General features: G+C 77.2%; 7 protein-coding genes. All 7 read left to right on the forward strand.

The features are described 5' to 3' along the window. Positions 1-1,822, forward strand: a 1,822-nt coding sequence (locus tag AKI01S_RS46120; RefSeq protein WP_157420628.1) for an SDR family NAD(P)-dependent oxidoreductase, incomplete at its 5' end; no start/stop codon positions are given. A 532-nt stretch (positions 1,823-2,354) separates the two neighbouring features. Next, on the forward strand, positions 2,355-6,713 hold the full coding sequence (locus AKI01S_RS46125; RefSeq protein ID WP_067832742.1) for a type I polyketide synthase: 4,359 nt from the start codon (positions 2,355-2,357) through the stop codon (positions 6,711-6,713). After that, positions 6,710-6,991, forward strand: coding sequence for a phosphopantetheine-binding protein (locus tag AKI01S_RS46130; protein WP_067832746.1), 282 nt, complete (start codon positions 6,710-6,712; stop codon positions 6,989-6,991). Before AKI01S_RS46125 ends, AKI01S_RS46130 begins: the two co-directional genes overlap by 4 nt. A 21-nt stretch (positions 6,992-7,012) precedes the next feature. Beyond that, positions 7,013-7,720 (forward strand): alpha/beta fold hydrolase, encoded by a 708-nt coding sequence (locus AKI01S_RS46135; RefSeq protein WP_169814133.1) that lies wholly within the window; start codon positions 7,013-7,015, stop codon positions 7,718-7,720. Then, positions 7,708-8,556, forward strand: a complete 849-nt coding sequence (locus AKI01S_RS46140; RefSeq protein ID WP_067832750.1) for an alpha/beta fold hydrolase — start codon at positions 7,708-7,710, stop codon at positions 8,554-8,556. Before AKI01S_RS46135 ends, AKI01S_RS46140 begins: the two co-directional genes overlap by 13 nt. Then, the gene (locus tag AKI01S_RS46145; protein ID WP_157420630.1) at positions 8,553-9,815 is read left to right on the forward strand and encodes a glycosyltransferase; all 1,263 of its coding nucleotides are present in this window, start codon (positions 8,553-8,555) and stop codon (positions 9,813-9,815) included. Before AKI01S_RS46140 ends, AKI01S_RS46145 begins: the two co-directional genes overlap by 4 nt. Continuing rightward, positions 9,812-11,585 (forward strand): class I SAM-dependent methyltransferase (locus AKI01S_RS46150; protein WP_067832753.1); only part of this gene is annotated, 1,774 nt, incomplete at its 3' end. The genes AKI01S_RS46145 and AKI01S_RS46150, both read left to right, overlap by 4 nt.

Raw genomic sequence — 11,585 nt, forward strand, 5'->3', positions numbered from 1 at the left:
CGTGCCGCCCGCGCCGCGCCCGGCGGTGCCGGCCCCGGCCCCCGAGCCCGCCGCCCCGCCCGGCCCGGACGAGATCCGCGCCGCCGTGCTGTCGGTGATCGGCTCCCGCACCGGCTACCCCGAGCCGATGCTCGGCGAGGACCTGGACCTGGAGGCCGACCTGTCGATCGACTCCATCAAGCGCACCGAGATCATCGGTGAGCTGGCCGAGCGGGTCGGCCTGGCCGCCCCGGGCGTGCGGCTGGAGGAGCCGGTCGTCGAGCGGCTCGCCCGGATCAAGACCATCGGCGAGATCGTCTCCTGGATCGGCGACCGCCTCGGCGCCGGGACCGCTCCGGCCGCCGAGACCGCCGGGATCGCGCCGCTGACCCCGGCCGACTCGGGCGTCCCGGTCGTCGCCGCGCCGCTGCGGCAGGTGGTGCGCCTGGCGGACCTGCCGCCGCTGCCGGTGCCCGAGGCGCGGCCCGGCGCGTTCGCCGGCCGCCGCTTCGTGATCGTCGACGACGGCTGCGGCATCGCGCTGGAGCTGGCCGCCCTGCTGGAGCAGCAGGGCGCGCAGGTCCGCACCCCGCTGGAGCCCGACAGCCCCTGCGACGGACTGATCCACCTGGCCGCGCTGCGGCCCGGCGGCGGCCCGGTGCTGCCCGGCGCCTACGGCGGCCTCCGCGACGCCCTGCTGGGCGGCCTGCGCTGGCTGGTGCTGGCGACCGGCGCGGGCGGCGCGTTCGGGGAGCGGTTCGACGGCGGCGGCGTCGGCGACCCCACGCCCGGCGCGGGGCTGCGCGGCCTGGCCCGCACCCTGGCGCGGGAGTTCCCCGAGACGCTGGTGCGCGCGGTGGACGTCGACACCAAGGACAGCCCGCGCGCGGTCGCGCTGCGGATCCTCGCCGAGATGACGGCGGCGGGCCAGCCGGTCGTCGTCGGCTACGAGGGCGACCGACGCCGCACGCTCCAGATCGTCCCGGCCCCGCTGCCGGAGGACGCGCCCGCCGTGCCGGACCTGACCGCCGACAGCGTGGTCCTGCTGACCGGCGGGGCGCGCGGCATCACCGCCCGCGTCGCGCTGGAACTGGCCCGCGCCACCGGCTGCCACGTCGAGCTGGTCGGCCGCACGCCCGAGCCCGCCGGGGCCGAGGACCCGGCGCTGGCCGGGGCCGCCGACCAGGCGGCGCTGCGCCGCGCGCTGGTCGCGCAGGGCGGCCGCACCCCCGCCGAGATCGAGGCCACCGTCCGGCGGGTGCTGGCCGAACGCGAGGTCCGCGCCACCCTCACCGGGCTCGGCGCGCACGCCGCGTCGGTTCGCTACCACGCGGTGGACGTGCGCGACCCGCAGGCCGTCCGCGCGGTCGTCGAGGACGTCCACGCCCGGCACGGCCGCCTCGACGGCGTGGTCCACGGGGCGGGGCTGCTGGAGGACCGCAGGGTGCGGGACAAGGACGCCGCGTCGTTCGACCGGGTCTACCGCACCAAGGTGGACGGGGCGTGCGCGCTGGCCGCCGCGCTCCGGCCGGACACGGCGTTCTTCGTGGTGTTCGGCAGCGTCTCCGGCGTGCACGGCAACCAGGGCCAGGCCGACTACGCGGCCGCCAACGACGCCTGCGACACCCTCGCCCGGGTGTGGCGCACCCGGATGCGCGGCCGCGTGCTGGTCGCCGACTGGGGCCCGTGGGCGGGCGGCGGCATGGTCACGCCGGAACTCGCCCGCGAGTACGCCCGGCGCGGCGTCGCGCTGATCGACCCCGACGCGGGCGTGGCGGCCCTGCTCGCCGAGATCGCCGCCGGCGACGAGGTCCAGGTCGTCCTCTCCGGGATCGCCGAGTGAACGCGCCCAAGCCCCCCGGACCGGGAAGCACCAGAAGCAAAACGACCTCACCACCGAGCAGTGCCGAGGCCGCAGACCCGCGCGAGCGCGTGTCGTCCGGGCCGCGCTGTGTGCGGAGTGGACGCGGTGTCGTCACCGTCGTGAGGCGTGGGGGCGTGTTGAGGGGTTGCGGCCTGCTGGACGGAGCCGAGGCCGTGGACGCGTGCGGGCGGGTGTCGTCCGGGTCGGCCTGCGTGTGGAGTGGGCGCGGTGCCATCACGGTCGTGAGGCGTGGTCGCGTGTTGGTGGCTTGTGATCTGCCGGGCGGCGTTGAGGCCGTGGACGCGTGCAGGTGCGTGTCGTCCGGGCCGCGCTGTGTGTGGAGTGGGCGTGGTGTCGTCACGGTCGTGAGGCGTGGGGGCGCGTTGACGGGTTGCTTGTTGTCGGGCGGAGCCGAGGTCGCGGGGGTGCGCGGGCGGGTGTCGTTCGGGGTGGTCCGTGGGTGGAGTGGGGGCTTGCGGGCGGGACGGCGGGATTGCGTGGAGGTGGGGGTATGAGTGCGAACGACCCCATCGCGATCGTCGGGGTCGGGGCCGTGTTCCCCGGGGCCGGGTCGGCGGCGGCGTTGTGGCGCAACGTCCGTGCCGGGACCGACGCGATCACCGAGGTGCCCGCGCACCGCTGGGACCCCGACCTGTACTACGACCCCGACGCCCACCGGGCCGCGCCGCGCGGCGACCGGTTCTACTGCCGCCGGGGCGGGTTCGTGGACGACCTGGCGACGTTCGACCCGGCCCGGTTCGGGATCATGCCCGCGGCCGTCGCGGGCATGGAGCCCGACCAGCTGCTGGCGCTGCGCACCGCCGCCGAGGCGCTGGCCGACGCGGGCGGCGCCGAACGGCTGCCCGACCGCGCCCGCGTCGGCGTGGTGATCGGGCGGGGCGGCTACATCACGCCGGGCGTCGCGCGGTTCGACCAGCGGGTGCGGACCTCGCACCAGCTCGCGTCCGTGCTGGCCGAGCTGCTGCCGGAGATGGACGCCGGCCGGATCGAGGAGATCCGGCGCGCGTTCTGCGACCGGCTCGGGCCCGACGGCCCCGACGCCTCGGTCGGCCTCGTCCCGAACTTCGCGGCCTCCCGCATCGCCAACCGCTTCGACCTGCGCGGCCCCGCCTACACGCTGGACGCCGCGTGCGCGTCGTCGCTGCTGGCCGTCGAGCACGCCGTGCGGGCGCTGCGCGGCGGGCAGTGCGACGCGATGCTGGCCGGGGCCGTCCACCACGCGCACCACGCGACGGTGTGGAGCGTGTTCAGCCAGCTGCGGGCGCTGAGCCCGAGCGGGCGCATCCGGCCGTTCGACCGGTCCGCCGACGGCACGCTGCTGTCGGAGGGCACCGGCATGGTGCTGCTCAAGCGCCTGGCCGACGCCGAACGCGCCGGGGACCGCGTCTACGCGGTGATCCGGGGCGTCGGCTCCGCCAGCGACGGCCGCGCCGCGTCCCTGATGAGCCCGCTGGTCGAGGGCCAGGTCCTGGCGGTGGAACGCGCCTGGGCCGACGCCGGGCTGGACCCGGCCGCCGCCGACGCGGTCGGGCTGGTCGAGGCGCACGGCACCGGCACCCCGGCGGGCGACGAGGCGGAGCTGGCGACGCTGCGCCGGGTGTTCGGCACCGCCGGGCCCCCGCTGCCGATCGGCACCGTCAAGTCGATGATCGGGCACGCGATGCCCGCCGGCGGCATCGCCGGGCTGATCAAGGCGGCGTTCGCGCTGCGCGACGGCGTGCTGCCGCCGACCCTGCACGTCGAGGAGCCGCACCCGGCGATGACGGGCACCCGCCTGACCCCGGTCCACGCGGCGGCCGACTGGGAGCGCCCGCCCACCGCCCCGCGCCGCGCCGTGGTGAACGCCTTCGGCTTCGGCGGCGCGAACGCCCACGTCATCCTGGAGGAACCGCCGGGCGCCGGGCACCCGGCGCCGCGGATCCTCAGCGCGCCCCGGGACGGCGACGGCGAGGCGGTGCTGCGGCTGTCGGCCGCCTCCGCCGCCGAGCTGGCCGCCCTGCTCGACGACGACGCGCTGCTGGCCCGCGCCGGGCAGGAGCCCGCCGACCTGCCCTGCCGCCTGGCGATCGTCGGCCCCACCGAACGCAAGCTCGACCTCGCCCGCGCCGTCGCGCGCCGGGGAACGCCGTGGCGCGGCCGCAGCGACATCTGGTTCACGCCCCGGCCGCTGCTGGCGGACGGCGGCCGGGTCGCGTTCCTCTATCCCGGCTTCGAGCCCGCCTTCGAGCCGCGCGTCGACGACGTCGCCGACCGTCTCGGGCTGCCGCGCCCCCGGCTGACCGGACGCGACGACCTGGTCGGCCACGCCTCCGACGTCATGGCCGTCGGGCTGCTGCTCACCCGCGCGCTGGCCGGGCTCGGCGTCGAGCCCGACGTCGCCGCCGGGCACAGCCTCGGCGAGTGGACCGCGATGATCGCGGCGGGGATGTACGAGCCGGACGCGGTCGACGCGTTCCTGGCCGCGGTCGACCACGACGGCCTGGACGTCCCCGACGTCGCCTACGCCGCGCTCGGCTGCGGGGCCGACCGGGCCGCCGAGGCCGCCGCGCGCGCCGACGGCGTCGTCGTCTCCCACGACAACTGCCCCCACCAGTCGGTGGTCTGCGGCCCGCCCGACCAGGTCCGCGAGGTCCTGGCCCGGCTGGCGGCCGACGGGGTGATGGGACGGGAGCTGCCGTTCCGGTCCGGGTTCCACACCCCGATGGCGGAGGCGTACCTGGAGTCGGCGCACCGCTCGTTCGACGCGCTGCCGATCCGCCCGGCGCGGGTGCCGCTGTGGTCGGCGACGACCGCCGCGCCGTTCCCCGCCGAGCCCGCCCGGATCCGCGAGCTGATCGTGCGGCACCTGCTGGAGCCGGTGCGGTTCGGCGCGCTGACCGAGGGGCTGCACGCGGCCGGGGTGCGGGCGTTCGTGCAGGTCGGCCCGGGTGGCCTCGCCGGGTTCGTGGGCGACCGGCTCGGCGACCGCGACCACCTGGCGATGGCCGCCAACGTGCCCCGGCGCGACGGCATGGCCCAGCTGCGCCGCGTCGTGGCCGCGCTGTGGGTCGAGGGCCACGGCTCGCGGGTCCGCGACGCCGGGCACGACGGGCCGTCCGCCGTGCGGCTCGACCTCGGCACGCCCCTGGTCCGCCTGGACGGCGCGGTCCCGCCGCTGCGCATCGCCGAGCCCGCGCCCGCCGAGCCGCCCGCCGCCGATCCGGTCGTCGCCGAACTGGACGCCCTGCTGCGCGACGCCACCGCCAGCGCCCGGTCGGTCGTCGACGCGCTGCACACCACCGCGCCCCCGCGGGCCGCCGAACGCACCACGCGCCGCACGTTCTCGCTGGAGACGATGCCCTACGTCCGCGACCACTGCCTGGTCCCGCAGCGCGCGGACTGGCCGGACCTCTCCGACCGGTTCCCGGTGGTGCCGCTGACGACGCTGCTGGAGGTCATGGCCGACGCGGCGCGCGAGCTGTTCCCCGGCCTGGTCGTGGTCGGCGTGGAGAACGTGCGGGCCCTGCGCTGGCTCGTCGCCGCCCCCGCCACCACCACCGACGTCCACGCCCGCCGCGAGCCCGGGCCGCCCGCGCCGGGCGCGCCGCGCCGCGTCAAGGTCGTCGTCCGGGGCCACGCCGACGGGATCGTGCTGCTCGCCGAACGCCACCCGGCCCCGCCCGCCCCCGACCGCACGCCGCTGACCGGCGAGGCGCCCCCGGCGGTCACCGCCGAACGGCTCTACGCCGAGCGCTACATGTTCCACGGCCCGCTCTACCAGGGCGTCACCGGGATCGACGCGCTCGCCGCCGACGGCCTGCGCGGCACCCTGACCGCGCTGCCCACGCCGGGCGCGCTGATGGACAGCGCCGGGCAGCTGTGCGGCCACTGGATCCAGATCCACGGCGACCGGGACCAGACGGTCTTCCCGGTCGGCGTCGAACGCGTCACCTGGTACGGGCCGCCGCCGCCCGACGGGGAGCGCCTGACCGCGACCGTCCGGAACCGCTCGGTGTCCGACACCGCCATCCGCAGCGACTGCGAGCTGGTCGGCGCCGACGGCCGCGTGTGGTGCCGCGTCGAGGGGTGGAGCACGCGCCGCATCCACACCGACGAGCCGGTGTGGCGGCTGCGCTTCACCCCCGAGGTGTCGGCGGTCGGCGAGCCGCGGGAGGGCGGCTGGACGCTGGCGCGCCGCCGCTGGGACGGCGGGGCCGCCCGCGACCTGCTGATGCGGCAGTACCTCAACGCCGCCGAACGCGCCGAGTACCAGGCCCTCGCGCCCCGCGCGCGGGGCCCGTGGCTGCTCGGCCGGATCGCGGCCAAGGACGCGGTGCGGCACCGGCTGTGGGAGCGGGGCCACGGGCCGCTGTTCCCCGCCGAGCTGACCGTCCGCAACGACGCCGCCGGCCGGCCCGAGGTGACCGGGCCGTTCGACGAGCCGCTGGCGGTGTCGATCGCGCACACCCCCGACCTGGGGGTCGCGCTGGTCCGCGCCGGCGGCGAGCCCGCCGGGATCGACGTCGAACGGGCCGGCGCGGGCGCCGCCGCCGTCGAGACGGTCGCGCTCACCGAGGGCGAACGCGACCTGCTGGCGTCCATGTCCGGCGACCGCGCCACCGCGGCGACGCGGCTGTGGACCGCCAAGGAGGCCGTCGCCAAGGCCGCCGGGACCGGGCTGCGGGGGCGGCCCCGCGACTTCGTCGTCACCGCCGCCGACCCCGACCGGCTGCTGGTCGGCAACGGCGGGACGGTCACGGTCGTGCGCTCGACGCTGGTCGACGGGCACGTCGTGACCTGGACCGACACCGCCGGGTACACCGCCGCGGCGGGGACCGGAGCACAGGACACGGGGGAGAACAGGACATGACACGGGTGCTGGACGAGGTCGTGGCGATGCTGGTCGAGGTGGTCGGGGAGGACTTCCTGCTGGACCTGGAGGTCGGCCCGGACACGACGTTCAACGACGACCTGGCGCTGGAGAGCATCGAGTTCGTCGCGCTGGCCGAGAAACTCCAGCTGCGCTACGGCCCGGCGATCGACTTCGCGGCGTTCATCGCCGACATGGACCTGGACCAGATCCTCGCCATGTCGGTGGGGGACCTGGTCGCCCACATCGAGTCGCGGCTGTCGCCCGCGGCCGTGTGACCCGGCCCGACCATGGCCTACGTGTGCGTCCGGGGCGTGCGGCACCACGTCGTCGACCTGGGCCGGGAGCTTCCCGGCGCCCCCGCCGACCCCGTGGTGATGCTGCACGGCCTGCTCACCGGCAGCGCCGCGTCCTGGTTCTTCACGGTCGCGCCCGCGCTGGCGCGCACCCGCCGCGTCCGGCTGCCCGACTGGCGCGGGCACGGCCGCAGCGAGCGCACCCCGACCGGTTACGGCACCGCCGCGCTCGCCGCCGACCTGTCCGACCTGACCACCGACCTGCCGCCGTTCGCGCTGGTCGGGCACAGCTACGGGGCGGCCGTCGCGGTCCGCTTCGCGCTGACCCGGCCGGGCCGGGTGACGCGGCTGGCGCTGGTGGACCCGCCGTTCCAGCCGGTCGGCGCGGCCGACCTGGGCCGCGTGTTCACGGCGGCGACGCCGCTCGGCGAACGCGCGGCGGCGCTGGTCGGCGAGACCAGCCTGCTGGCGGACCTGGCCGCCGAGCCGGCCGTCACCGCCGCCGACCTGGCCGCCCTGGACGGCCTGCCGACGCTGGCGGTGGCCGGGTCCGACTCGCCGTTCCGCCCGGCCCTGGACCTGGTCGGCCGGGCCCTGCCGGGCGCCCGCCGCCACGTGCTGACCGGCGGCCACGACCTGCACGTCACCGCGCGGGCGCGGCTGACACCCCTGCTGACGACCTTTCTGGAGGAGACCGAATGCCCGAGGTGACCGCACGCGGCGTGCGGTTCCACGTCCAGACGTTGGAACCGTGCGGACCGTGTCCGCCCGACCCGCCCGACCCGCCCACCGTGGTGTTCGTCCACGGGCTGGTCATGGACAACCTGTCCAGCTTCTACTACACCCTGGCCGGGCCGGTGGCCGCCGCCGGGGCCCGCGCGGTCCTGTACGACCTGCGCGGCCACGGCCGCAGCGAACGCACCCCGCGCGGGTACTCCGACGCCGAGGCCGTCGCCGACCTGTTTGCGGTACTGGACGCCCTCGGCCACACCCGCCCGGTGTACCTGGTGGCCAACAGCTTCGGCGGCGTCGTCGCGCTGAACGCGGCGCTGGCCCGCCCCGACCGCGTCGCCGGGATGGTCCTGGTCGAGGCGCACGGCCCGGCCGAACGCCCCGGCGGGTGGAACGAGAACATGCTCAACACGCTCGGCAAGTCCGCCCTGGCGCTGGAGTACGAGCGGCTCGCCGACCAGCTCCTGGCGATCGGCTGGCGGCAGCGCGGAAGGCAGGCCGCCGTCGCCGACGCGCTGGTCAACGGCACCAGCCTGCTGGACGAGGTGGCGGCGGTGGAGCCGGTGCGGCCCGCCGACCTGGCCGCCGTCGCCTGCCCGGTGCTGGCGGTCTACGGGGAGCGCTCCGACGTGGCCGGGGCCGGGCGGCTGCTGCTGCGCTCGGTCCCCGACTGCACGCTGCACGTCATACCGGGCCTCGCGCACACCGTGCTGCGCGAGGGCACCGCGGAACTGCTGGAGGTCATGCTGCCGTGGCTTTCCCACCACGCGGGCACGAGGGTCCCCGTCACGGCGGGGGCGGGAGGTGCGCTGTGAACGGACGTTCGTCGAAGGCCCGACGGGTGCGGGTGCCGTCGCTGCTGGGGGACCTGCCGGCGCCCGACGGCCGGGTCGCGGGCCGCGAGGCCGACAGCGGCCGCCGCCGGTTCCTGTTCGTGGTCCCGCCCCTGACCGGGCACGTCAACCCGACGGTGGCGGTCGCCTCCGAGCTCAGCCGGCGCGGCCACCGGGTCGCCTGGGCCGGGCACACCCCGACCCTGGAGGGGCTGCTGAAGCCCGGCTCGAAGATCTACCCGGCGGAGGACGAGGCGTTCGCCGCGCACGTGGAGCAGGCCCGCCGGCACTGGACGACGCTGCGCGGCCCGGCGGCGCTGAAGTTCCTGTGGGACGGGTTCATCATCCCGCTCGGGCACGCGATGATGCCGGGCGTCCAGACCGCGATCGAGCGGTTCCGGCCCGACGTGGTGGTGTGCGACCAGCAGACCCTGGCCGGGCCCGTCGCCGCCCGGCTGCACGACCTCCCGTGGGCGACGTCGGCGACGACCTCGGCGGAGTTCACCCGGCCGCTGGCGGGCATGCCGCTGGTCGAGGAGTGGGTGCGTGACCAGATCGGCGAGTTCCAGCTCGACCACGGCATCGAGGACCTGCTGGACCTGCGCTTCTCCGACCACCTGGTGCTGGTGTTCTCCACCGCCGCGCTGATCGGCGACACCTCGATCTTCCCCGACCACTTCGCGTTCGTCGGCCCCGTGCTGGGCCGCCCGCCCGGCAACGACTTCCCCTGGGAGTGGCTGGACGAGGACCGGCCCTCGGTGCTGGTGTCGCTGGGCACCCTCAACGGCCCCGCCGGGGAGCGGTTCTTCCAGGTCGCCGCCGAGGCCGTCAAGGACATGGACGTGCAGGCGGTGTTCGTCACCCCGCCCGGGACCCTCCCCGACCCGCCGCCGAACCTGCTGGTGCGCGGCCACGTCCCGCAGCTTGAGCTGCTGGAGCGGATGTCGGCCGTCATCACCCACGGCGGCCACAACACCGTCGTGGAGGCCCTCGCCAACGGCCTGCCGCTGGTCGTCGCCCCGATCCGCGACGACCAGCCGGTGATCGCCCGGCAGGTCGTGGCGTCCGGCGCCGGGCTGACCGTCCGGTTCGCGCGGGTCCGGGCCGAGGAGCTGCGCGAGGCCCTGCACCGGGTGCTGACCGAGGAGGCGTTCCGGTCGGCCGCCGACCGGGTCCGGCGGTCGTTCGCCGAGGCCGGGGGCGCCGGGCAGGCCGCCGACCGCCTGGAGAAGCTGACGTGAGCTGGCCGTCGCCGTCGCTGACGGCGCTGCTGTCGATGCCGCTGACGACGGCGTTCCCCCTGCTGGTCACGGGCGGGGTGGTCGCGCGCGCCACATGGCTGCGGCTGCGGCTGGCCCCGCTGCGGCGGGTGTCGTCGGGCTGGTCGCCGGAGCTGCCGCGCCCCGTCGCCGAGCCCGACATCACCTCCGGCGAGGAGTTCGCGCTGGTCGCCGTGGACGGCGCGGTCGTGTCGGGCCACGTGCGGCGCGCCGCCCGCGGCCACGCCCGGGGCAGCGGTCTGCAGGTGCTGGACCTGGTCCCGGCGAACCTGCCGGTGGAACGCGCCCTGGACCTGGCCCGCCACACCGACCTGCGGCGCCACCGGACCGACCCGCCGCCGGCGGGGCACGGCGCGGGCTTCGCGGTGCTGGCGACGCGGGAGCTGCTGAACCGCGCCAACGTCCGGCCCGGCACGCTGGACCCCGGCGCGCTCGGCGCGGTCACCGTCCGGCTGCGGCAGTACGCCGAGCGCGCCGGGCTGGCCGTCGTGCCGTGCCCCGCCACGCCCCGCCGCCCCGCGTGCCGGGGACGGCGGGCGTGGCTGCGCGGTCTCGGCGTGCCGGTCCCGAGGACGGTGGCCCGGTCGGCGGCGGGCTGGCTGGCCGTGCTGGCGGCGGTGTGGGCCGGGGCGTGGGGCGGGTCGCCGTGGGGGTGGGCGGCGCTGGCCGCGTACTGCGCGGCCCCGTACCTGGTGTTCATCGGGACGCCGCTGAAGCCGCGCGACCTGCACCGGGCGGCGCTGCTGCGGCCGCTGCTGACGCCGTGGAACTGGTGGCAGACCCTCACCGACGAGCCGACCCCGTGGGAACGGCGGCGGGCCCGCCGCGAGCAGGCCGCCCGCGACCGGTACCGCGAGGAGTACCGCCTGGGCGTCGAACGGTTCCTCGAACCGCGCCGCCCCGACTGCCCGTGGTGCGGGTCGCGGTCCCTGGCCGTCCAGGTGACCAGCGGCGACGTCCTCCAGGCCAAGCCGGGCCGGTTCACGCTGGAGCGGTGCGGCGACTGCCGGCACGTCTTCCAGAACCCCCGGCTGACCCCCGAGGGGATGGAGTTCTACTACCGCGACGTCTACGACGGGCTCGGCGCGGAGACCGCCGAACGCGCCCTGGCGGCGCAGCGCCCCTTCCACGCGGCCCGCGCCGCGCTGGTCGCCGCCCACGCCACGCCCCGCACCTGGCTGGACGTCGGCACCGGGCTCGGCCACTTCGGCCGTGTCGCCCGCACCGTGCTGCCCGACACCGCGTTCGACGGCCTGGACGTGGGCTCGGGCGTGCGCAAGGGCGCGCGGCGCGGCTGGCTGCGGCACGGGTACCGGGGGCGGTTCGCCGACCTGGCCGAGGGCCTGGCCGGGCGGTACGACGTGATCAGCATGCACCACTACCTGGAGCACACCCCCGACCCGCTCGCCGAGCTGGACGTGGCGGCCAAGACGCTGCGGCCGGGCGGCCACCTGCTGGTCGAGATGCCCGACCCCGACAGCCGCCTGGGCCGCCGGCTGGGCCGGTTCTGGCTGCCGTGGATGCAGCCCCAGCACCTGCACCTGGTCCCGATCGGGAACCTGGTGCAGGCGCTGGAACTGCGCGGCTTCCGGATCGTGGCGCGGCAGCGGCGCGCCGCGCACCAGCGGTACGACCTGACGCTCGCGGCGGTGGTCGCGCTCACCGCGTTCGCGCCGCCGCCGGACCGGCCGTGGGCGCCGGGCCCGCCCACGGCCCGCGACCGGCTGCGCC

The organism is Actinomadura kijaniata NBRC 14229 (assembly GCF_001552175.1).
Classification (GTDB): domain Bacteria; phylum Actinomycetota; class Actinomycetes; order Streptosporangiales; family Streptosporangiaceae; genus Spirillospora; species Spirillospora kijaniata.